Raw genomic sequence first — 22,676 nt, 5'->3', positions numbered from 1 at the left:
GTCGTTTGTCTCGTCGTTGTGTCTCTCGTGGTCGATTCGTCTTCAGTTCAGTTGGATGATCGCGCCGCGTATCGTCAACGGCCCTGTCGACTCGATCCCCATTAGCCCACTGCTCGAGATATCCAGACGGGCCTTACTCGACAGTTCGATCGTGTTCTTGCTCGAGATCGCGACGTCCGTACCGCCGGAGATCTCGACCGACTTCGATCCGTCGATCGTGATGTTCGACGCGGACAGATCGAGTTCGTCGTCGGCGGCGATCGAGATCCGTCCCTTCGAGGAGTCGAGCGTGATGGTGTTGTCCCCGCTCTCGTCGCGGATCGCGATCGTCTCCGACCCGTCGGAATCGTCGACGACGATCTCGTGGCCGTTACTCGTCCGGATCGTAATGCTGCCCTCGTCGCTGTCGTCGAAGGCGATCGTATGCTCGCTTCGCGATCGGATCTCGCGGACGTCGTTGTTGCCGCCGTTTCGTTGTGGCGGCTTTTGTTTCCCGTTCCAGAGCGATCCGACGACGTACGGGTTGTGGATGTCGCCGTTTTCGAACGCGACGAGTACCTCCTCGTCGACCTCCGGCAGGAAGTACGTCCCGTACTCGTCGCCCGCCATCGGGGCGGCGATCCGCGCCCAGTAACTCTCGTCGTCCGCATCCCGCCACGGAAACCGAAGCTTTACGCGACCCAGGTCTTTCGGGTCCTCGTTGTCGGTAACGATGCCGACGACGACACCCTGGATACCGCCTTCGGAGGTCTCGCCGTCGAAGAAGCCGGGGTCGCTCACGATGGCACCCCCACTGCCTCGAAGGTCGTCCGGTACCCCGTAGTGCCCATCCGGTGAGTCGCCTTCGTGACGTGGTAGTCACCGGAGAACCGCTCGCCGAGTTCGGCGAGTCGAATCGTCTTCCCGGCCCGTATCTCCGGGATGCCGTCGGCCTCGCCGTGTGCCTGAACGGTTCCGTCGGCGTACTGGTTGTGTTTCGTCTCTGCGATTCGTTCGGCTTCGTCACGTGACATGGCTGGCACTCTGAATACCTCCTTGTGTTTCGCGTTCGAACTGCCTACGGTGGCGACGATCTCCTCTTTTTTCCCGACGTCCCACGACCGAACCTCGACCTCGTACCGAGGCTTCCGCCTGGTGATCTCGCCGAAGAAGTCGTGTAAGGCCTCGCCGTACCACAGTTCGGCGACGGGGTCGTCGGTCACTGCCGACGACCGCGGGACGAACTTGACGGTGTCGCGTTTCGCATAGAACTCGAAGCCGTAGGTCGAAGCCAGGTCGTGGACGAACCGGTAATCGCTACAGTCGTTTTGAATGAGCTTCTCGCGCTTGATATCCGCACTTTCCACTTCTACCGACGAGAACGGATACGACGACAGCACGTCCGTGACGGCAGCGCCGATCGTAGTCTCCGACCACGAGTCCGAGCGAGTGCCCTGCATGGCCTCCCAGAGCAACCCGTATCCGGACACCTGAACCGAGGGCCCTCGATCAGCGGCGAACTCCCCGGTTATCGACTGGATTTTGCCGGTCAGAAGCGGGGTGAGTTGGCCATCGTCGCCGTATCCCATCGAGATATCCACGTCGGTTCCGACGTCGAAGTCGTCCCACGATAGCCCGGCGAACTCGTCGAGTTCCTCGTCGAAGGGATAGTTCAGCGTAAAGGAGAACCGGTCCGCCCCTTCGAAGGTCGTCTCCACGACGAGGTCGGCTATCCGGCCGCCGGGCTCCTGGAACGTCTGATCGCCGATATCGACCTTGAACCGGGGTGAGTATCGCGGATGGTTGTCCAATTCAGCGCTCATGGATTATGCTGTCGGAATCGCCATTGTCGTCAGTCTCTCTCGATCGCTACAGGGGCGGTAGTTCGAGCGTTTCTCCCGGCTCTATTGCGCGCGGGTTAGCGATATCGTTCTGTTCCGCGATCGTTCTCCAGTGGGACGGATCACCGTACTCCTCCGACGCGATGAGCCAGAGCGTGTCCCCCTCGGTTACCGTCCACACCTTGGTTTTGTCCGTCGACTCGGGGGAGACCTCCGACTTGTGGTAGTCGGCCGTCTTGAACTCGGTGAAGACGATCGACACGCGAGCTCGAATCGGGATCCCGCTCGGAAGGAACTTGGTAAACTGTTTGTTGGCACTCTGTACCAGCGCCGTGAAGTCGATCCCGTCCCCCCAGACGAACCGACAGACAGGCGGCGCGTGTAACTCCCCATCGACCGAGAGCAACAGATCGATGTACTTCGTGTACTGTTCACGGACATCGACCGCAGTCTCGTCGACGTCGTCCGACTGGAGCTCGTCGGTCGTATCGAAGAACAGCTCCATCGAGAGCGTCTCCGCGTTTCCGTCGACGAACTGCATGATCGACGCCCCCGATCCCGTCGCCTTCATCTCGCCGTAGTTGACGCTCTTCTCGAGCGTGTACGAGTTCGGGTTGAACTTACACTCGATCGTTTCTCCCTTCTGTTTCCCGTTTACGATCATTATCTGTGCCTTCTCGAGCTTCCCACTAGTTGACATTTATAGCCCCCTCCGTTCACGCTCGATTCGCTGTTTCCGCTCGAGCTTTCGGTACAGTCGCTCGACGATCCGGTCTACGTCGGCCCCGAACTGCGGCGATTCACCGTCCCACGGCAGGTCAGGGGACTCTGACCGGTCGCGAGGGCGTCGCCGCCCGCGCTCGTGATCGACCGGATCCGTCGGCTGCTCGCCCGCTGGCTCACGCCCGGACGCGGGTCCATCGATCCGATCGGCGCGTTGTGGGGAGGCGACCGGCGATCTGTCGGCGAATTCCCCTCGTCGTCCGCGACTCGTTCTCATCTCTCGGTTCGTTCCTTTGCGACCGTCACCGACGTTGCCCCGGTGACGGTCGGCCGGCGATACCGTGCCATCACTGCGGGGTCTGGCCGAACCAGCGCCGCGTCCGCGAGGCCCCAGTCCCGTCGTCGCCGGCCCCGAGTCGAGCGAACGTTCGGGGTCCTCGTCGGTGAACTGACCGGTAACGGAACCGCCGCCGATCGCTGTCTCAGCCGATTCTTGCCCCCCGTCTCCCGGCCGAGTGGCGTCCGCCCCGGCGGAGGCCGACGGTGTAGGGTCCCGATAGACGAGGGATGGGCGATTGGTACTCGAGTTCATTCTGCGTGTCTCCGACTGACTCTCTTTTGCTTTGGTATTATCTATTTTATATTTAGATATTTCGCTATCGGTATCAGACGTGGACGATTTCGACTCGTCGACTCCGTTCGCCGAACGGGCGGTCACTCGCGGCTCGGTCGCCGTCCTCGAGAGCCGAGGGTCCCGGAAAATCGTCGGAGTCCGACCTCGAGACAATCGATCCGTCGTCGGGTCACGGGCGACGGTATTCGATGCCACCGTCGCCCGTGTCCCGACATCGGTCCCCCGACCGTCGCCCGTCCGGTCGGCACCCGATCCGCTACTCGGTATCGTCTCGCTTCCGTTCCGAGTATCGCTTGCCTGCGGTGGTGTTCGAACGGTCAGTGGGTCGGTCGTCGAGACTGGACTTCCGACGTCGGCGGTATCGCCGCTGCTACTGCGATGGGCTCCAGCCGGCGCGATACCATGTCGCCGTTGCCCCGTCGCCTGCGGACGACCCGATCGTGTCTCAGCGGCCGCCCCGGTCGATTCCGGCGCGGCGTCCGTATCGAACCGCGTCGAACGCTTCGATGGGGACCAATTCGGATCGAGTACCGTCGCACCCTGGATCGCAGGGGCCGACCTGTCGTGAGCGAACCGTTTCGGACCGAACCGCGTATGATCGTCGACCGTATCGACATCGGACCCCGATCGCCGACCGCCGGCGTCGGAAGACGTCCGGTCGACCGCCGAACGTGACTGCGTCTCGGCGGACCCTCCTTCGATCGGAAGCGGTGACGTCACGCCGTCGGTTGGCGATCGATCGCGCGTGGATTCACTGCGGTGTGTCGATTCTCCCCGGGTTCGGCTGGTCGGTCTGTCCGCGGCAGGCGGAGCCGCGAGGGACGGGGACACCGTCGACGATCCGAGCACCGAGTCGGTCCCATTCGCGGACGACGGGTGCTCCGGCGAGACGGGACCGAACGAGTCGGCTCGAACGTCGCGTCGGTCGGCCGGATCGGTCGATCGATGGAGCGAGTGATCGGTCGGCTCCCGTGGGGCCGACGTCGAATCGGCGTCCGGATCCACGACGCGGGGCGTAAGCGGAGACGTCGGGCCGCCGGTATCGCCGATCGCTTTCGACATTCGGTTGACGGCGAGCCGGCGTCTCCTTCGGATCGATTCGGGGACGAAACTGACGGACCCGCGTGAGTGGGAATCGAGCGCGGCCGTCCCAACTCCTGCGGGCTCCGTCCGGTCGCGGTCCCCTGCCGCGTCGTCGGACACGGTTGCGGCTGTCGTCTCGGTCGTCACCCGAGGACGTGCCCCGGGATCGTGCCGTCCCCCCCATTCGGCGCGGGCATCGGAGAAAGGACCGGACACCCTCGGATTCGAGTCTGTGGTCGCCCCTCCCGTCGCTCCCGTTCCCCGTTCCGTTCGATCGACCGGGCCGCCGCCGTTCGATGGTTCGAGCGTGCGGTCGACTGTCGCCCCGCGCGTGGATGCCACCGTCTCGGTCCGGGTTTCGGTCGCGACGTCGGCTTCGTCACGAACGGGTCGGATCGATGGCCGAGACGCGACCGTCGATCGTCGCGCGCCGGTATGAACGGTGTCGGTATCCGTGCCGATCGCGGGACCGGCGGTCGAGGACGGCTGGACCGATCGGAGTTGCGTTATGGCTTCCGCCGTCGTCAGCGCGGTTCCGAGACCACCGTCGCCGCCCACCTGTTCGAACTGGGGGTACGGACGTTCCCGTCGGCCGTCCGGCGGCGCTGTCTCGGGGTCAACGGCGTGGGCGGCTCGTACTCGACGAGCGAACGCGTTCGAGAGCCCCAGTTCAGGTGACGACGATCGATCGAGGGACCGCTCGCCGTCGACGGAGCGGCGGCCCGCTGTGCCGGTTCCGATCGCGGAGCGCGGTTCCTGTCGACTCGATCCGTCCGCCGACCTACGGTTTCCTTCGGGAAGAATCGCTGACCGTCCCTGCGGATCCGACGCCGTTCGTCCGGCCGTGGACAATTGGACCATAGACGCCGAAGAAACCGGGGTTCCGTCGGTCTCGGACGGTCCCGAACGACGGCCGTTCGCTGTGGCCGACGACCCCGCCGGCCGGACGGCCGCCGTAACGAGAGCAGGGCCGTCCGTCCCGGACGTCGTCCGCGTTCGATCCCCGCGCTCGTGGTCGTTCCCGTGCGGGACCGCGGTCGACTCGAGCTGTGTCGCCGTCGTGGCCGACGTGACGGCGGACCGATTCGGCCCGCTCCCGCCCGGCGAATCACGGACCCCATCGGTGGCGGTCACGACCGTCGGGCGTTCGGCCTCGCCGCGAGCGGAATCGACAGAGGTCTCGCTCGAGGACGAACGCTGTCGGAAACTCCATCGATCAAGCACGACGCCGGCTACCGATCGGCTCCGACCCCGGCTCTCGCCCCCGGTCTCGTCGTTCGACTCAGCGTCGACCCGGTCGGTTCGCCGTTCGATCGGCCGTGCCGTACCGGGTTCGTCGACCAGCACCGTATACGCCGTCGAGTTCGAGCGTCGCGGAGACGAGTACCGGTCCGCACCGGACCCGGGCGACCGGGACGTGCCCGCCACGGCCGGATCGGCCGGTTCACCGACGACCGTCCGGTCAGGACTGGTATCGGTACCCGCAGTGGTTTCGAACGGGGACGGACGGGTCGGCCCCTCGCGGCGGCGGACCCGATCGGTCAGCGCCGTCGTGCTGTGCGATCGAACGGGCAGCCCGTCGTGCCGTCCGACGGCATCGGTCGCGATCGAGACAGCGGATTGGACGCCGTCGTCCGGCGTCGCGGGCCCGCCGGTTGCCAAACTGCCGGACTCCGCGGCCGTTTCGAACCGATCGCCGTCCGACCACCGGCGGTCATCCTTCGAACCCGAACGCACTCGAGTCCCCGCGTCCGGTCCGGCGAGGTCGGTCGTCCGGGGTATCGTTCGCGATTCGCCCGGCCGACGCGACGCGGCCGATGGGACGTTCCGTTCGATTTCGTCGGTCGAGTCGGACAGATACGAAAGCGACGGATCGGTCGGATCCGACTCGGCCGCCGGATCGGGAAGATACGACTCGTCGGGAACGTCTTCCGCCGGCCCGAACGGAACCGCGTCCGTGGCACTTTCGGGTCGCGGGCGGAGTCGAACCGTGAGCGTAGCCGGCGAATGGCGGTTGCGGATCCGGAGGGCGAACCGATCGACCAGACGATCGGGATCGAGCGCTCCGATCGACCTGTGGCGTCGATCGAGGCCGTCGATCGCCGGTCGATCACCATCGGTGCTCGTCGTTATCGTATCGCTGATCCCGACGGTCGGTGTTTCCCCGTGACCGTCTCCGCCGTCGACGTCGGCCTCCATCGACACACCGGACCCGGAAGTGCACACCCTGATATCGCGTCGCGGTGCCGTCGAATTCGTCCACTCGTTCGTCACGGTCGACATCCCCGTTGGGAACTGAAACCGCCCCCTTCGCTCCTCGGTCGCCCATCGAGCGTTGCTGCGATTCTCACGTTTTCTGTTTTATCATTCTCGAATGACTTAATTGTTTACAGACATCATCGCCTCGATCCGAGAGCCATTAGTCCTGTGACGGGTTGGCGACGGACTCCTGTGGTGTCGCGTCGGACTCCGACGTTCGGTCCGAACTCGACCGATCGTCGGCGGCCGTGTCCATCGACCGGGCGTTCGAATCGGCCGCTGTCCGGTCCTCCGGTCCGACCTCGTGTGGAACCTCGTCGGTCGCCCACTGGAGGGAGTAGATCGCGCCGGTTTTCGTGAAAAGCGTCGGCGTCTCTCCGCCTCGTTTGAGACTGTACCCAAGCGGCAGGTCGAGCGAATCGTCGTTCGGCTCTAGCGAAAACGACTCCGGGATTTCGAAGGTACAGACCGCACCCGGTTTCAGCGTCAGGTCGACGCCGAGCCGGTAGAGGTCGAACTCGGTGTCTCGGATGCGAGACTCCGAGAGGTCGACCGACGTCGCCGCTCGATTCTTGATGCTCAGCTCCCGAGTCGGTCGCGATTCGGGCGTGCTGACGGCGACGATAGAGATGTCCGTTCGTTGCGTCGTCGTGGCCACGTATCGGTTGTACACGAGTAACGTAGAGCCGATCCAGAGCCCGATCGAAAGGAAGACCGTCGCCCACAACGGAAACCGCCCGAAATACCAGCGACCGGCGTACCTGATGGCGAGACTGCCGACGATGGCGATCAGGAAGCCGACGACGATCGACAACGTTCGGCTCTCGAGTCCTTTCGTATGGATGTATCCGGTCTTGACGGACGAGAGGGACGAATCCGCTCCGAAACGTCGCCGGTCCTGCAGGAGCAGTAGGCCGGTCGAGAGCGGCCAGCTGACCAGCACTCCGAGGACGACGGTGGACGGACGGACGTGGTCCAGCAATGCCGCGACTCCGAGAAGGACCATCACGACGACGGCACAGCAACAGCCGACGATCATCGACTGTGCCCATGTCGAGTACTGTTGCCAGCGCTCCTGAATCGCGTCGCGATAGGCACGATAGCCTAGATAGCAGGCCCCGACGAACACGCCCAGGATGAACGACGTGAGGAACACCACCGTCGTCGGCGAGAGGGTGCGCGATATGACTGGAAGGATAACCGACGGGACATCGACGCCGTGAGCAGTCGCCCGGAAGAGGACGGTTACCGCGAACGCGAACAGAACCGCCCCGAGCAGTACGAGGAGGGCTGGGAGGCGTTTTCGCACGTCTTCGCTGGAGACCGTCGGTATTCGTTTCATCGCTTTCATCATCGTTTTACACTCCGTTCGTAGTTGCGACACGCCTGCCGCTCGCACCCGCCAACGGTTACCGTCGAAACCGCTCTCGACCCCCGTTCGGACGAAATGCCGCTGGGGCTACCGATGTGACAGACGCTAGTTCCGACACGATCGTACATATGTCTCAGTTGTTATCTCAAGGAGAGTACAGAATTATAAAGACTCTGATCGAGAATCCCGGTAAAATCAACCCCGTCTCTCACCGATACGCGTTCTTGTGGCCGCGTCTGATACTGTTTTGTGGAACGAGACATCGCATTCCGCCGACGTGAGGGCTCGACGAACGTCTGACGGATACCGTCGACCGTCGCTTTTCGCGCGAACGATCGTGCGGTCTGTTGACGAGGGCGTCACTTCGTCCGCCAACGCTAAAACCGCCAGTGACTAAAATTTGATTGGACTTGAGAAACGTAGCTTGTATTAGGGTGGACGCTATGGTATAGACCGTGTGGTCGCAAATGAGCACTGTTCGTGACGGAGGAACACGATGAGTTCCGAAACGGACGCGGACGACGGGCACTGTTCGACGCCGGACAGTGACGGGGAAGTCGCGGAAGAAATCGCGATCATCTCCTTCGAGCGCAAGTTAGAGACCGCCGAGGAGATCACCGCCGAACTCGAGGATCGCTACGAGACGATCGACATCCTCGAGTACCACGGCGAGGTCTTCGAGGAGCACTGGGGCGAGTACGACTGCTTTATCGGCCTGATGGCGTCGGGCATCGCGATGCGAAAGACGGCTCACTTGCTCGACGACAAGTGGGAGGATCCCGCGATCTGTGTCGTCGACGAGGAGTTGACGTGGGCGATCCCGATCACCGGCGGCCACCACGGCGCGAACCAGGTCGCGCAGGATCTGGCGACGATGGGTGCCGTGCCGGCGATGACCACCGCCTCCGAGGCGGCCGGCAAGCAGGGCGTCGAATCGAAGGCGAAGGCGATGGACGCCCACGTCGTCAACGGCGACTCGACGGTCAAGACGAACCTCGCCGTCCTCGACGAGAACCTCGGTCCCGTCGCTCGACTCGACGGACCGAAGGCGGTGCTCGTCGGCGACGACGTGACGGTGCTCAAGCGCAACGAAGACGACGGCATCGTCATCGGCACCGGGAGCGTCTCCGGCGCGAACAAGGAGACCTTCCTCGAGGCCTGGGAGGAAGCCCTCGAGCGGACCGACTACGACTTCGCGGACGTCGAGTTCGTCGGCACCGCGACCCGGAAAGAGGACGAGGAGGGGCTGCTCGAGGCCGCACGGGAACTCGACCTCGGCGTGGTCACATTCGACAAGGAGACGCTGCTCGACCACGAGGGGCCGACCCCCTCGAAATCGAAGGAGCTGATCGGCTGGCCGGGCGTCTCCGAAGCGTCCGCCATCGCCGGTGGCCGTGAACAGGAACTGGTGCTCGAGAAGTTGAGCTACGAGGACGAGGTCACGGTGGCGATCGGCAAATGAGCGGGACCGAACCCGACGCCGGGGAGACGACCGCGGACGCGGCCGGCGGCACCCCCGACGACCACGGCACGCTCTATATCGTCGGCATCGGACCCGGCTTGCCTGAGCATATGACCAAGCGGGCCAAGACGGTCATCGAGTCGGCGGACGTGGTCATCGCCTCGAGCCTCTATCAGGAGTTCCTGCGCGACGACGGGACCATCCCCTCCGAGGAGCGAACCGACGACGGCATCGCGACCCGCGAGGACGGCTCCGAGCAGGAGATCGTTCGGTCGACGATGGGGCGGCAGATCGAACTCGCCCGCGCGGCGTTCGACTACGTCCGTGAGGGGAAAGACGTTGCCCACGTCTCCGGCGGCGACCCCTCGGTCTACGGCAAATCCGACCTCATCTTCAAGATGGCCGACGAGGAGGACGCGACGGACGTGCCGATCGAGGTCGTCCCCGGAATGACGGCGGCACTCGGCGGCGCGGCCAACGTCGGCGCGCCGCTGTGTAACGACTTCTGTACGGTCTCGCTGTCGGACAAGTGGCGCGGCTGGGACGAGATCGAGGAGAAACTGCGCGCGGCGGCGATCTCGGACTTCGTGATCGTGCTGTACAACTGCTGGCGCAACTACGAGAAAGCCATCGAGATCGTCCGCGAGGAGCGCACCGACGACGCCCTCGTGGCGATCGTCAACGACGCCGGCCGCGCGGATGCCGGCCGCAACGGCGAGAGCCAGCACATTACGACGCTGGGCGAGGCCGCCGACCACGACGACAAGGTGTCGGGGATGGGCACCTCGCTGATCATCGGCAACCACGAGACCGAGACCTGGCGCAACGACGACCGAACGTACCTCGTCACCCCGCGCGGCGGGCGTGACGTCGAGGACTTCTGAGGTGACACGGCCATGAGTACTGAGACTGACTCCGACGCTGACGACGAATCGACTTCCAAGTGCGGCGCATCGACGAGCGACACCGCCAGTGACTCGAGTGGCTCCAAATGCGGAGCCTCGAGTACTAGTACCGAGACCTCGAGCGCTGACTCGGGTTCGAAGTGCGGTGGCTCCTCGAGCAGCGGCGACGACTCGAGTTCCAAATGCGGGTCGTCAGGCTCGAGTTCGGACTCGTCCTCGGGCAAGTGCGGGGCCTCGAGCGGGAGCGACGACAGCAACGAAAAGGAAGTCGGCGCGACGGTCGAGGACTTCGACGCCGACCCCGGTCAGTTGACCGCCGTCGGTCTCGGCCCCGGCCAGCCGGAGGGGATGACCGAACGCGCGAAAAACGCCCTGCTCGAGGCCGAACACATCGTCGGCTACACGACCTACATCGAACTGCTCCCGGACGAGATCACCGAGGACGCCGACGAGATCTACGACACGCCGATGTGCGGCGAGGTCTCCCGGACGGAGGAGGCGATCGACCGGACGCTCGCGGGCAACGACGTCGCGATCGTCGGTAGCGGCGACCCGAACGTCTACGCGCTCGCGGGGCTGGCACTCGAGATCCTCGAGTCCAAGGGCGCGACGGCGTCGATGGTCGACTTCGAGGTCGTTCCCGGCGTCCCGGCGGCTCAGTCCTGTGCGGCCCGACTCGGCGCACCGCTCGTCAACGACACCGTCTCGATCTCGCTGTCGGATCACCTCGTCCCGATGCCCGAGATCGAGTCCCGACTCCACGCGGCCGCCAAGGAGAGCTTCACGATCACGATCTACAACCCGTGGAGCCGCAAGCGCCGCGAGAACTTCGAGAAGGCCTGCGAGATCCTGCTGACACACCGCGACGAGGAGACGCCGGTCGGTATCGTCCACGGAGCGGGCCGCGAGGACGAACAGGTGATGATCACCGAACTCGGCGAACTCGAGGAGCTGGGCGAACACGAGATCATCGACATGACGACGACGATCGTCGTCGGCACCGAGGACACCTACGTCTGGGACGACCGGATGGTCCGTCCCCGCGGGTACGAGACGAAATACGACTACTAGCCATGCCACGATACGAAGTCACCATCGAGAAAGACGCCTGCGACGGTATCTTCGCCTGCCTGACCCGCGACCCCCGCTTCGTCGAGGGCGCGGACGGACTGGCGACCGTCGATCCCGACGCGGACCCGGTATACGATTGCGAGGGCGAGGTCACCGACACCGCCGAACGGGTCGTCGCGACGTTCGACGATGACCGCATCGACGAGGCCCAGCAGGCCGCGGCGGCCTGTCCGACCGACGCCATCGTCGTCCGGGAGGTGGGCGAATGAGCGACGCCCGACCGAATACGGACGGCGACCCGCTCGAGATCGCGGTTCCGTCGGATCCGCTCGCGGGCCACCCCGCGACGGCGTACTTCTGGGGCCACGTCGCCGGCAGCGGCGATGTCTCCGACGGCGGACTCGAGGTCGTGACCAACGACGAAGCGTCGGCGCAGGTGCTCGCGGCCATCGCGGGCGGCGACGTCGACCACGGGACGGCGACCCGCGAGTACGCCCACGACACCACGATTACGCGAACGGAAGACGAGTACACGGTTTCGATCGGCGACGACGAAAGCGAGTCGGGGTTGCTCGGCCGGGCCAGCGTGCTCGGCCTGCCCGTCGACGGGCGGGGCAACTACCGGCTGGGTGCGTTCGCCGAGTACGATCGGGAGCTCCTACGGGGCCTGCTCGAGGGCTGTGGCACGATCTGTTTCAAGTCCTCGAGCGGCACCGTGGGGATCTCGTTCGTCCACGACGATCGCGAGCTGCTCGACCTCGCACGGGAACTGATCGACGCGTGTCCGGTGGCTGCGCCCGCCGGCGACTGCTCGGAGACCTCCTCGGGGGGGTACTGGTTCGGCGTCGACGACGACGCCGCGCCCGACTTCGGCAGGTGGCTCTACGGGGACTGCGAGGAGACCGGGCTGTTTGCCCCCAGTCGCCGCCGCAAACTCGAGCGAAGTCTCGAGCAAGCCGAGGCGTACGACGACTAGCATCGGCGACTCGAACCGCATCGGATCGAACACCCACGGAGATACCCACACGATGAGCACACCCGACGACACCACGTCCGCGTCCGCGGCCGGCTTCGACGACGAGGCCGTCCTGTTGATCGGCCACGGCTCCCGCCGCGAGAAGTCGAACGAACAGGTCCGCGAACTGGCCGCCGGCCTCGAGTCACGGCTGGGAATCCCGGTCGACGCCGCGTTTCTCGAACTCGCGGAGCCGGCGATCGACGAGGCGCTGGCCGAACTCGCGGCGCTCGTCTCGCAGGTAACCGTCGTCCACTGCTCGCTGTTTGCCGCCAGCCACGTCAAAAACGACGTGCCGCTGGCGATCGAGCAGGCCCGGGCGCGCCACGACATCGAGATCAACAACGGCGCACACCTGGGGATCCATCCCGCGATCCTCGATCTGCTGGACGACCGCGTCGCCGAGGTCGAGCGGGATCTTGGCGTCGACCGGGCCGACGACGACATCGCCGTCGTCCTCTGTGGCCGGGGCTCGAGCGATCCGGACGCCAACGGCGACGTGCACAAACTCGCCCGGCTGCTCTACGAGGGCCGGGCGCTCGATCGCGTCGAGGCGACGTTTATCGGGGTCACGGAGCCGACGCTCGAGGAGACCCTGCACGGGCTCTCGAAGCACCGCCCGGACGCCGTCGTCGTCCTGCCGTACATGCTCGGCGACGGCGTGCTCACCCAGCGGGTCCGTGACTGGACGGCCGACTTCGACGACGAGTACCCCTACGTCGACGCGCTGGCCGGCGATCCCCTCGGAACGGACTCGCGGCTGCTCGACGTCTTCGCCGACCGCTGGCAGGAGGCCCGCACCGACAGCGTCGAGATGTCCTGTGACACCTGCAAGTACAAGGTCGATCTCGAGGGCTACGAGGAGGACGTCGGCGGCGCTCGTGCGATGTTGCGGGCGCTGGCCCATCAGGAGGCCCACGCTGATCGGGAGGACGTCGACGACGAACCCCACAGCCACGACGCACCGGCCAAACACGTCGCGGTGTGTACGAACCGGACCTGCGCCGAGATGGGATCGCCGGCGGTGCTCGAGCGACTCCGTCAGGAGGCCCGCGATTCCGACCACTGCGACGCCCGCATCACGCGGTCGTCGTGTCTGGGTCGGTGTGGTGACGGCCCGATGGTCGCGGTCTATCCCGACGGGATCTGGTACGGCGACGTCGCGACCGAAGACGCCGAACGCATCGTCGCCGACCACCTCGACAGGGATCGCATCGTCAGCGATCTCGTCGATCAGACGCTGTAGTACAGCCCGCAAACCAAGAGACACGAGACGATACCACGACATACAACGCATGAGCTGTCACGAAATCGAAGCGCTACGACTCGGATTGATGAACGTCTTCGGCGTCGGGGACGAGAGTGCCCGCGAACACGCCGAGAAGGAACTCGAGGGCCACCTCGACGGCCCGATCGAGGGACTCGCGAACGCAGCAACGCTCGCCGAACTCCAGCGCCACCTCGATGCGGCGTTAGTCGATCTCGAGGAGGAAGTCGCGTCGATGGACGCCGACGATCCGGCCTACGACTACACCCGCGGCCGCTTGCTCGAGGTACGAAACGCCGAGCGAGCGGTCAAGCGACTGCACGATCAGGGAGCGAGCATCGTCGACGGGCTCGGCGAGGCCCACGACACGCTCCACGAGACGTTCCCGGTCGAGGAGTAACCATGGCCGAAACTGCCGAATCTGGCCCCGATCGCGAACGCGAAACCGGGTTCGAGCGGGTCACGCTCGGCGACCTCGAGCCGGCCCGGAGCCGACACATGTGGACGCGGTCCGCCGTCCACGCAACCGACGACCTCCTCGTTGCGGGACGGTGGGACGGGACGGTGTCGGCCTACGGCGCGGAGTCGCTCGAGTCCCGGTGGACCGTAACCCACCCGGATCACGCGGTCGGAATCGATTCCTTCGGGAGCGACGACGAGGCGGAACCGAACGCCGGCGGGGACGCGATCGTCGTCGCGGGCCGCGGGAAGACGGGCACCATCGCGGCCTACGACGCCGAAACCGGCGACCGGCGCTGGCGCTACGATACGGCCGACGACGTCGGTACAGCGGACAGGGACTCGATCTTCTATCTGCCCTACGTCGTCGCGCTCGAGACGGACGCCGGCGACGGCCGCCTCTACGCCGCGGCCAGACGCTACGAACGGGACGGCGAGACCCGGCGCTGGCACAGTACGGTCTACGCGTTCGACGCCGACGGCTCCGTCCGCTGGACCTACGAGACCGACGCCTCGCCGATCGCGATCGATCTCGACGCGGCCGGCGATCGGCTCGCGGTAGGGTACAATCGCTGCATGGGCGACCACGACACCGGTCTCGTCGTGCTCGAGGCCGACTCCGGAACTCCCGAGTGGACGTGGGATCCCGGTACGGAGGGCGACCGCCGCGTCGGCGACGTCTCATTCGACGGCGACTCGATCGCCGTCGCGAGCCACGGGGACAAGCGCGGGTACGTCCTCGGTCGCCGCGGTGCCGAACGGTGGAGCGTCGACCTCGCGGTCGAAACGGGGATCGACGGCGAACGGCTGTACGCCTATCCGAACCACGCCCTCGCGACCGACGGCCGCGTCGCGTTCGTGACCGGCAACACCTACGCGAACGCGAGCCGCGAGACGGCAAACCGCCATCCGAACGAACACCGGATCGCCGTCTTCGACGACGAGAGCGGCGGCGAACTCCTGTGGGACGCCGACGTGTACGGGTTCGTCCACGGGATCGCCGTCGACGACGGCACGATCGTTACCCCCTGCGCCCAGAACTTCCGGGTTCGCGATCCCGAAACCCACGCCGTCCGCTGGTTCGACCTCGAGTCCGGCGACGGGAACTGCGAGCGGTTCGACGGGATCGCGACCGCGGCGACCGCCGTTGATGGAACCGTCGCCGCGATCGAAGAACCGGTCGAATACCACGACGACGGGGAAACGCGGGGCGAGTACGCGCTTCGCGTCGGCTCGCTCGAGATGACTCGATAGCACGGCAGTCGTCGCTGTTTTCGTCTGATGACCGGCCGTCGTCCGGATCGCAAGGTCGCCGCCGAGCAGTGCAGATCAGTCGCACACGCAAGGGAAATTACCACAACACTGTCGCCCGTGTATTTTCCCGAATAATGACAGCGGGACTAGAAGATGACGGGAGCGAGGAGTGTTCGGATCCCGTGGCAGTCGGCTCCGTCTCGAGCCGGTCCTCCGAGAGCGGTCGAGCGGGGCGAACGCAGCGCCGCGCGGTCCCTGATGGCGGTCAGGCGCAGGCCGAATCGCCGGACGAGGACGAGGAAGACGCGGAAAGCGAAGCGGAGGAGACGGAAGCCGAAGAGCAGGAGGAAGCGGCGGACGAAGATCCAGAAGAGGCTGAATCCGAGGAACAAGTAGAAGACGAGGGAGGCGAAGCTGAAGGGTCAGAACCCGAGGACCAACCGGCGGACGAAGCGGATGAGGCCGAAGAGACAGAAGAGGAGGAAAGCGAGGACGAAGGGGCCGAAACCGAGGAGCCGGACGCCGAGGAAGAACCCGAAGGCGAGGAGGAAGAATACCACGTCGAAGACGCCGAAGACGTCTACGAGGGCGACGACGCGTCCGGCGTTCTCCACCTCGACCTCGACGGGCTGTTCCTCGACCTACTCGGGCTCGAGGTCAACCTGAATCCGGTCACGCTCGACGTGTCGGCTCGGCCGGGCGAGAACAACCTGCTGGGGAACCTGTTGTCGGCGGTATCGGGACTGTTGGATGGGCCAAGCGCTCTCGTGAACAAGATAACGTCGCTTCTGGGCAAGCCAAAGGAGTGGCTCGGCGGCCTCGTGAGCAGAGCGAAAGAGCGCATCAGCGGGCTCGTGAGCCGGGTGAAAGGGGGTATCAGCGGACTGCTCCGGAAGCCGGGTGAGGCCCTCAGTAGTCTCGTCAGCAGGGGCGAGGGCGAGGAGGAACCGGAGGCCGAAGCGGACGAGGAAGGCGAGGAAGCGCCCGAGGCCGAGGGCGGCCGATTAACTGCGGTTGCTGACCGAATACGAGGAGCGGCCGCCTCGGCGGGCGGGTGGGTAAAACGGAAGCTGATCGGGATCGTTCCGGGGCTTCCGATCGAGGAACTCGTAGCGACGATCGTTCGCGAAATCGTACAGCAACTGATCGAGCAAGCGGAGCCGGAATCGGAACCGGAGGGTGACGAATCGGCATCACAGGCGGAAGCGGAGGCCCAATCATGAGCGAGGAATCAGAGACAGCATCGGAGTCAGAGGCTGAATCACCGTCGTTGACACAGCGGATCGACTACGAAAAGGTCACCGAGAACATCAACGTCGGCGAACTGGTCGAGGGAACCCAGTGGGAGGACGAGATCAGCGAGGACGAACCGCTCGGGGCAGCCCTCGGGGGGTTGATCGGTGCAGTCATCGGTCGGAAGGTCGGCGAGAGCCTCGGTCGGACGATCGGAGACATGGTAGTCGACGAACTGCTCGGTACTGAGGAGGAAGAAGAAGAGGCGGAGGAAGAAGCCGAGGAGGAAGAAGAGGAAGAAGCCGAGGAGGAAGAAGAGGAAGAAGCCGAGGAGGAAGAAGAGGAAGAAGCCGAGGAGGAAGAAGAGGAAGAAGCCGAGGAGGAAGAAGAGGAAGAAGCCGAGGAGGAAGAAGAGGAAGAAGAGACGGAGGAAGAAGAGGCGGAGGAAGAAGAGACGGAGGAAGCCGAAGAAGACGAATCGGCAGTCGAAGACGACGGCGAAGACGAGGAGGAATAACCATGCCACCCCTTCCGCTCCGTGGCGACGGGTCGACTCGAGGTGGTCGGGATGGCTGAGGGGTCGAAGCTGAAGCAGGTCGTCGCCGAGGAGGTCAGCGACCAGGTCGGCGTGGCGGAGCTACTCGGCGAGGGGAACGTCGAGGACGAAATCGACGGCGGCGAGATCGGCGCGTCCGTCGGTCGGCAGTTCGGCGAACGGATCGGGCGCGAACTCGGCGCGGCGATCGGCCGCAACGTCCACGAGACGCTTTCCCAGAAGTCCGAGGACGAGACGGACCGCAACGGGACGGGATCGGCCCTCGTGGAAGCGGTTCGCGAGGGGGTCAGCGAAACGTTCGAGGACAGCAGCACGCGGGAGTCGCTCGAGTCGCTGGCCCGGAGCGCCACCGAGGAGACGAGTCTCGAGGGGGTGCTCGAGCGCGACGAGGCGGCGGACGCCGAGGGTGGGGAACGCGAGACGGAAGCCGAAGCCGAGGAATCGGCGGACGAACCGGAGCCAGAACCGGAAGCAGGCGACGGCGAGGGGGAAGACGAACCGTCGGCGGCGGAACTCGAGGATCTCAAGCGGGAGACCCTCGAGGACTTCCTCGGGGTGATGTCCTACCAGGACCTCCAGTCGGTGGCCAAGGACGTCGGCGTGAAGGCCAATCTCAGCCGCGAGGAGATGACCGACGAGATCATCGAGGCGGTTGCCGGCGGGGACGGGGAATCGGAGTCGGATACTGACACGGAGACGGAGTGATCCAACGATCGGGTTTCGAGCGGAAACTGAACCGACGCCTGAAAACGAATGTCCGAGCAACTGGACGAACGAGTGACCGACGTACTGAACGAGGCCGACGCCGCCAGCGGCTCGGCGCTGTCTCGAGGGGACGACTCGGATGCGGACGACGAGTCGGCAACGCGGGGACTGCTCGAGATCGCCGACGAGGCGAGCGAGATCCTCGAGTCGGCCGAGCCGGGGGAGTTGCTCGAAGCGGTCGGGTTAGATACGTTGCCGGACGGGACCGAACCGGAGTCGATACCGGAGGCGATCGCCCGCGGCGACGCCGAGCAGGTGGAAGACCTGAGACGGCTGCTGAATCTCGCAAAGCTGACCGATAGCGCGGACGAAGGGACGCTCCAGGGAGCCGTGGGCGATCTCCGGGCGCGGATCGACGAACGCGAGCGGGACGGTGCGACGGCCGACCGGATCGAGGCCGAGACGGCGGCCGGTGACAGTGACGGATCGGAGCCGGAATCGACGGACACCGACTCGGAAACGACCGAGTCCGGGGAGAAGGCGGACGAAACCGGTCCCCTCGAGGAGCGGCTTCGGTCGGCGATGCGGTCGACGTTCGAGGAGTTCGGCGACGACGTCCGGCAACTGCAGGAGCGACTCGAGGAGGCGACTGCTGGGGACACGGACGACGAACCGACGGCGGACGAAAGCGAGGCAGCCGACGCTGCAGGCGAGGATGAGGACGACGAAGAGACGGAAGACGAAGGACTCCTTGAACCTGACCTCGGTTCGAATCAGGATCGTGGAACCATCTCGGGCGGTGCGACCCGGCACTCGACGATGGCCCCGCCACCGTCGAGACGCGCGGATATGAAGGGGGTTGCGCGGTTCTCGACGATGCCCGACAAGCAGCGGGACTGAGGGAGAGCGCGGTCGGGATCGGTCTCGAGACGGCGAGCAGTACGGGGCGGGGCGGCGGCAGGCAGACTCACGCTGAATCCGTATCCCTTCGCCCGTGGACGCTCGCGTATGACGAGACACATCAGCGAGACGCAGGTCCGCCACTGGCTGGACGAGACGGCCGTCCGGGACGTAAGCCGCCATGCGGACGAGGAAACCGAATTCAACGTTCAGGTCGAACTCTCTCGCCTTCCGGTGCACGTCATCAAGGAGACGGCGTTCGGTCCGGTCCGGATCGTCGGGCGCAGCGGGTTCGACACCGAACGATCCAGGAACCTGCTCCGCGACGACCGACGACGCGGCGAGTTACTCGAGTACGTCGGACCGATGCTGGCGGCGACACCTGGGTTCTACACGTTTCTCGACGAAGAAGGCGAAACGTGTCGGTTTCGGGACGCGGAGACGGTCCAGGTCGAGTACCGGCTCTATCCCGACGGTGCCAGTCAGCAGGCCCTGATGGATGGGATCATGTCGATCGCGACGAGTATGCGATACGTCCAGAACGCCGTGACAGCGATCTCGCAGTCCGAAGCCGAGTGACACCCGTCTCGGGTCCGGTATTCGCCACGTAACCGAGATCGGTTACAATTCGGTCGGAATCCGGGGTTCGGATACTGTCCGTAACCGGTGCTGGGTACCCGAAGCGGTACGTTTATGCGATCGTATGCCGTCGTTGTTCCCAATATGGAATATCGACGTCGAGCCGTGCTCCGGACCGGCGCGGCCGGAGTCGCTACAGCGCTCGCGGGCTGTCTCGGCTCGAACGGCGGCGGTAGCGAGGGATCGATCGTCGGCGAGGAACTCGCGCTCGCGACGACGACCAGCACGCACGATACGGGGCTGCTCGACGAGGTCAACGCCGCCTTCGAGGAGCGGTTCGGCGTACGCGTCGCGGCAAACGCCGATGGGACGGGGGCCGCCCTTCGGTCGGCCCGCAAGGGCAACGCCGACGTGGTACTCGTCCACGCCCGCTCGCTCGAGGACGAGTTCATGAACGACGGGTACGGCGTCAACCGGCGGGACCTGATGTTCAACGACTTCGTCGTGGTCGGTCCGGCGGGCGACCCGGCCGGCGTACGCGACACCGAGGCGGCGACGGCGGCCTTCGACGCCGTCGCGAGCGCGGAAGCGACGTTCGTTTCCCGCGGCGACGACTCCGGAACGCACACGAAAGAACTGGCAATCTGGGCGGCAGCCGGGCTCGAGCCCGGCGGCGAGTGGTACCGCCTTCTCGGGGACGGAATGGGCAACACGTTGCTCCACGCGAACGAGGTGGGTGCCTACACGCTCGCCGATCGGGGCACGTACCTCTCGATGCGCGACACCGTCGACCTCGAGATCCTGCTCGAAGGACCGATCAAGGGTGGCCCGGAACTGCTCGCGAACCCCTACGGGATCATGGCAGTCAACCCCGCCGTCCACCCGTCGGTCAACTACGATCTCGCGATGGCCTACATCGGCTTTTTCACGGGACCGGAGTGTCAGGAACTCATCGAGGAGTTCACCTCGAACGGCGAGCAGTTGTTCTTCCCGAAGGCCGTCGCCGAGGAGCCGAACTTCCAGCAGTACGTCCCCGAGGGGTGGCGACCGGATTCGACGGACGAGTGATTCCGGTATGTCGCTCGAGACCATCGCCGATCCGACCTACCTCCGGAGCATCGTCCGGGTGTCGTTGACGGTCAGCGTCTCCGCCGTCCTCCTGAGTACGGCGTTGAGCCTGCCGATCGCCTTCGCCGTCGGCTTCGCGGAGTTTCGCGGCAAGCGGCTCGTCACCGCCGTCATCAACACCGGGATGGGGTTTCCGAGCGTCATCGTTGGGCTGCTCGTTTTGCTGGTGGTCTCGAACGACGGGCCGCTCGGCTCGCTGGATCTCGTCTACACGCCCGAAGCGATGATCGTCTCGCAGTGTGTCCTCGCCGCGCCGGTGATCACCGGCGTCGCGCTGTCGGCGATCGAGAGCGTCGACGACGCCGTCCGGGACGCGGCCTACGGCGTCGGCGGCACCAGAACGGACGTCGCCCTGATCACCCTCAAGGAAGCGCGTTACGGCGTCATTACTGGTATTCTCGCCGGGTTCGGCCGGGCGATCAGCGAGGTCGGCTCGGTCCTGCTCGTGGGCGGCAACATCGCCTACGCCGACGGGACCTCGAAGACCCGGACGATAACGACCGCGATCACGTTCGAAGTGCGAAAGGGCGAGTTCGAGACGGCGCTCGTCCTCGGCGCGGTGTTGCTCGTCCTCGTGTTGCTCGTCAACGGGATCGTGCTACGACTCGGGGGGCAAGGCCGATGACGCTGCGAACGCGAACGACCGCGACGGAGGTGACGCGGGCGTGAACCTCGAACTCGAGGGCGTCTCCTACGGGGTCGACGACACGCGGATTCTGACCGACGTCTCGCTCGCGGTCGACGCCGGCGAGGTCGTGACGGTGATCGGCCCGTCCGGAGCCGGCAAGACGACGCTGTTGCGGCTGGCGTCGCTGTTCGACCGGCCGACGGACGGGATCGTCCGCTGTGACGGGACGGACCCGTGGGCGGCGGACGCGAACCGGCGTCTCGCGGTGCGCAGACGGATCGGCTACGTCGCCCAGCGCGCGAGCCTCTTCGATACCTCGGTCGCACGGAACGTCGACATCGGGCGGCGGGTTCGGCGGCCGTGGCGTCGCCGGATTCGTGACTTCCTCGGTCGGCTGGTCGCCGACTGGTGGCAGACGTCGCCGTCGGTCGACGACCGCACGCGCGAGGCGCTCGCACTGGTCGGACTGGCGGACGCCATCGAGCAGGACGCGGCGTCGCTGTCGGGCGGGGAGGCACAGCGGGTCGCCTTCGCTCGCGCGCTCGCCGCGGAGCCGGACCTGCTGGTGCTCGACGAACCGACCTCCGATCTCGACCCCCGGAACACGGCGATCCTCGAGCGGGCGATCGATCGCGCCCGGGATCGTGAGTACGGGGTGTTGCTCGCGACCCACGACATGCACCAGGCCGAGCGCATCTCGGATCGCGTCGCCTTCCTGCTCGAGGGCGAACTGGTCGAGGTCGGCCCGCCGGACCGAATCTTCGACGAACCGAACGACCCGCGTACCGCGCGGTTCGTCCGCGGTGAGCTGCTGTACGATGCAAACGAACTTCCGGCCTGAACACCAACCGACGATCGAGAGACGACCCCGAGAACGACGCACATGACCATCGAGAAGGACTTCGACCCGTACCTGCAGATCGGCGATGTCGCCGTCGACCGCAGCGACGTCGAGATGCTGCGCGCGATCGACGACTGCGGCTCGCTGTCCGGTGCGGCGACGGCCCTCGAGCGCTCCTATCCGCGCCTCCAGCAGCGGGTGGTGGCGCTCGAGGAGGCGATCGGGCCGCTCGTCGAACGGACCCGCGGCGGGGCCGACGGCGGCGGCAGTTCCCTGACGGGGACGGCGCGGGACCTCCTCGAGCGGTTCGACCGCCTCGTCGTAGCCTACGAGGGGGTCGCCCGGGTCGACGAGACCGTGTTCTCGGGGCCGGTCGTCGACCGCGACGGCGAACTCGCGACCGTCCGGACCGACGTCGGTCGGATCTTGGCCGTCGTCCCGGCGGAAGCGAACACCGCCGCCGTGACGATCCGGTCGGACGCCGTCAGCCTGCACGCCCCCAGCGACGCACCCCGGGCGGATCGCACGAGCGTTCGCAACCGCTTCGACGGCACCGTCGGCTGGCTCGAGGCGGGCGATGCCGTCGCCCGGGTCGGGATCGAACTCGAGGGAAGGACCGAGGACAGCCCGGACCTCGTGGCGTTGGTCACGCGCCGGAGCGTCGGGACCCTCGATATCGAACCGGGTCGGGAGGTCGTCGCGTCGGTCAAGGCGACGGCCGTTCGCGGCGTCGCGACGGACGGACTCGAGTGAGACGAAGGTGCTCACGGGCCAGCGCACTA

At 65.8% G+C, this 22,676-nt stretch carries 22 protein-coding genes; 18 read left to right on the top strand and 4 right to left on the bottom strand.

Annotation, left to right across the window (positions count from 1 at the left end; translation table 11 throughout):
- Nucleotides 1-42 precede the first annotated feature (42 nt).
- From TX80_RS14395 to TX80_RS14385, 3 genes are read right to left on the bottom strand one after another with little or no spacing between them, the layout of a single operon-like run.
- Nucleotides 43-780 carry a phage baseplate assembly protein V gene (locus tag TX80_RS14395; protein WP_049923823.1) on the bottom strand — a complete coding sequence of 246 codons (738 nt, stop codon included), beginning with the start codon at nt 778-780 and terminating at the stop codon, nt 43-45.
- Nucleotides 777-1,802, bottom strand: coding sequence for a phage late control D family protein (locus TX80_RS14390; protein ID WP_049923822.1), 1,026 nt, complete (start codon nt 1,800-1,802; stop codon nt 777-779). The genes TX80_RS14395 and TX80_RS14390 overlap by 4 nt, the downstream gene beginning before the upstream one ends.
- 46 nt (nt 1,803-1,848) lie before the next feature.
- On the bottom strand, nt 1,849-2,520 hold the full coding sequence (locus TX80_RS14385; protein WP_049923821.1) for a CIS tube protein: 672 nt from the start codon (nt 2,518-2,520) through the stop codon (nt 1,849-1,851).
- A gap of 2,175 nt (nt 2,521-4,695) precedes the next feature.
- Here TX80_RS14385 and TX80_RS19075 point away from each other — a divergent pair.
- Nucleotides 4,696-4,938 carry a hypothetical protein gene (locus TX80_RS19075; protein WP_154658659.1) on the top strand — a complete coding sequence of 81 codons (243 nt, stop codon included), beginning with the start codon at nt 4,696-4,698 and terminating at the stop codon, nt 4,936-4,938.
- 1,741 nt (nt 4,939-6,679) lie between these two features.
- Here the strand turns inward: TX80_RS19075 and TX80_RS14375 are convergent.
- Nucleotides 6,680-7,861 (bottom strand): hypothetical protein, encoded by a 1,182-nt coding sequence (locus tag TX80_RS14375; protein ID WP_049924102.1) that lies wholly within the window; start codon nt 7,859-7,861, stop codon nt 6,680-6,682.
- A gap of 526 nt (nt 7,862-8,387) precedes the next feature.
- On the opposite strand from TX80_RS14375, the gene cbiG reads away from it, so the two are divergent.
- From cbiG to TX80_RS14290, 17 genes are all read left to right on the top strand, one after another.
- A complete protein-coding gene (gene cbiG, locus TX80_RS14370) occupies nt 8,388-9,353 on the top strand; it encodes a cobalt-precorrin 5A hydrolase (protein WP_049923819.1) in 966 nt (321 codons plus the stop codon).
- Nucleotides 9,350-10,237, top strand: coding sequence for a precorrin-3B C(17)-methyltransferase (locus tag TX80_RS14365; RefSeq protein ID WP_049923818.1), 888 nt, complete (start codon nt 9,350-9,352; stop codon nt 10,235-10,237). The genes cbiG and TX80_RS14365 overlap by 4 nt, the downstream gene beginning before the upstream one ends.
- Before the next feature lie 12 nt (nt 10,238-10,249).
- Nucleotides 10,250-11,329 carry a precorrin-3B C(17)-methyltransferase gene (gene cobJ, locus TX80_RS14360; protein ID WP_049923817.1) on the top strand — a complete coding sequence of 360 codons (1,080 nt, stop codon included), beginning with the start codon at nt 10,250-10,252 and terminating at the stop codon, nt 11,327-11,329.
- A gap of 2 nt (nt 11,330-11,331) precedes the next feature.
- Nucleotides 11,332-11,598 (top strand): ferredoxin, encoded by a 267-nt coding sequence (locus tag TX80_RS14355; RefSeq protein WP_049923816.1) that lies wholly within the window; start codon nt 11,332-11,334, stop codon nt 11,596-11,598.
- Nucleotides 11,595-12,305, top strand: a complete 711-nt coding sequence (locus TX80_RS14350; RefSeq protein WP_049923814.1) for a hypothetical protein — start codon at nt 11,595-11,597, stop codon at nt 12,303-12,305. Before TX80_RS14355 ends, TX80_RS14350 begins: the two co-directional genes overlap by 4 nt.
- A gap of 52 nt (nt 12,306-12,357) precedes the next feature.
- A complete protein-coding gene (locus TX80_RS14345) occupies nt 12,358-13,590 on the top strand; it encodes a CbiX/SirB N-terminal domain-containing protein (protein ID WP_049923812.1) in 1,233 nt (410 codons plus the stop codon).
- Nucleotides 13,591-13,639: 49 nt separating this feature from the next.
- Entirely contained in the window at nt 13,640-14,011 is a 372-nt protein-coding gene (locus tag TX80_RS14340) for a DUF3209 family protein (RefSeq protein ID WP_049923811.1), read from the top strand.
- A gap of 2 nt (nt 14,012-14,013) precedes the next feature.
- Complete coding sequence (locus TX80_RS14335) at nt 14,014-15,324, top strand: outer membrane protein assembly factor BamB family protein (protein ID WP_049923810.1); 1,311 nt, start codon at nt 14,014-14,016, stop codon at nt 15,322-15,324.
- 134 nt (nt 15,325-15,458) lie between these two features.
- The gene (locus tag TX80_RS14330) at nt 15,459-16,547 is read left to right on the top strand and encodes a hypothetical protein (protein ID WP_081661612.1); all 1,089 of its coding nucleotides are present in this window, start codon (nt 15,459-15,461) and stop codon (nt 16,545-16,547) included.
- Nucleotides 16,544-17,074 (top strand): hypothetical protein, encoded by a 531-nt coding sequence (locus TX80_RS14325; protein ID WP_049923809.1) that lies wholly within the window; start codon nt 16,544-16,546, stop codon nt 17,072-17,074. The genes TX80_RS14330 and TX80_RS14325 overlap by 4 nt, the downstream gene beginning before the upstream one ends.
- 51 nt (nt 17,075-17,125) lie before the next feature.
- A complete protein-coding gene (locus tag TX80_RS14320; protein ID WP_049924101.1) occupies nt 17,126-17,818 on the top strand; it encodes a hypothetical protein in 693 nt (230 codons plus the stop codon).
- A 48-nt stretch (nt 17,819-17,866) separates the two neighbouring features.
- Entirely contained in the window at nt 17,867-18,718 is an 852-nt protein-coding gene (locus tag TX80_RS14315; protein ID WP_049923807.1) for a hypothetical protein, read from the top strand.
- 108 nt (nt 18,719-18,826) lie between these two features.
- Nucleotides 18,827-19,297, top strand: coding sequence for a hypothetical protein (locus TX80_RS14310; RefSeq protein WP_049923805.1), 471 nt, complete (start codon nt 18,827-18,829; stop codon nt 19,295-19,297).
- Nucleotides 19,298-19,441: 144 nt separating this feature from the next.
- Nucleotides 19,442-20,365, top strand: coding sequence for a substrate-binding domain-containing protein (locus TX80_RS14305; protein ID WP_049923803.1), 924 nt, complete (start codon nt 19,442-19,444; stop codon nt 20,363-20,365).
- Between the two features lie 7 nt (nt 20,366-20,372).
- Complete coding sequence (locus tag TX80_RS14300) at nt 20,373-21,050, top strand: ABC transporter permease (RefSeq protein ID WP_049923802.1); 678 nt, start codon at nt 20,373-20,375, stop codon at nt 21,048-21,050.
- A gap of 40 nt (nt 21,051-21,090) precedes the next feature.
- Nucleotides 21,091-21,894, top strand: a complete 804-nt coding sequence (locus tag TX80_RS14295) for an ABC transporter ATP-binding protein (RefSeq protein ID WP_049923801.1) — start codon at nt 21,091-21,093, stop codon at nt 21,892-21,894.
- A gap of 48 nt (nt 21,895-21,942) precedes the next feature.
- Entirely contained in the window at nt 21,943-22,647 is a 705-nt protein-coding gene (locus TX80_RS14290) for a molybdenum-dependent transcriptional regulator (protein ID WP_049924100.1), read from the top strand.
- Nucleotides 22,648-22,676: the final 29 nt, after the last annotated feature.

The organism is Halopiger djelfimassiliensis, from assembly GCF_000455365.1.
Taxonomy (GTDB): Archaea; Halobacteriota; Halobacteria; order Halobacteriales; family Natrialbaceae; genus Halopiger_B; species Halopiger_B djelfimassiliensis.
The sequence above is the reverse complement of the archived record's forward strand: the minus strand, read 5'-3'. Positions and strand labels throughout refer to the sequence as shown.